Here is a 454-nt window from a genome sequence, read left to right on the forward strand (position 1 = left end):
TAATTCTGTCATTAGAGCCGATGTAGATGCCAATGGAAAGGTTAAACTGATTGGTACTATTCCAAATAACGTTGTTAATCCAATTGTAGAGGTAAACTATCGAAATAACGTTCAACTTGATTTTAAAGAAAATGGACGTTACGCCAGAAATGTAGCACAGACTTTACAAAATGAGTATGGAATTAAAAAGGTAAATATGGTGGGACATTCCCTGGGAAATACTTCAATTATGTATTATCTCCTCCAAGAAGCTCAAAATCCAAATTTACCAAGATTAAATAAGCAAGTTTCGATTGGTGGACATTTTGATGGGCTTGATTTTAAGCAGCTGCCAATTGCTATTAGACAGCCTTCTAATCTTCGAGTTAATAATGAAGGAAAGCCAAATAAAATGAATGCCACCTATCGTGAAATGGCAAAATTACGAACTCTTTATCCAAACAAAGAAATAGAC

Annotated in this window: 1 protein-coding gene; it reads left to right on the top strand. The window is 34.4% G+C overall.

Annotated features, from left to right (window positions below; all coding sequences use genetic code 11):
* A partial coding sequence (locus CP370_RS09310) for an alpha/beta hydrolase (RefSeq protein WP_143467891.1) occupies nucleotides 1–454 on the top strand: 454 nt, incomplete at both ends.

This window comes from Lactobacillus sp. UMNPBX19, assembly GCF_002553805.1.
Classification (GTDB): domain Bacteria; phylum Bacillota; class Bacilli; order Lactobacillales; family Lactobacillaceae; genus Lactobacillus.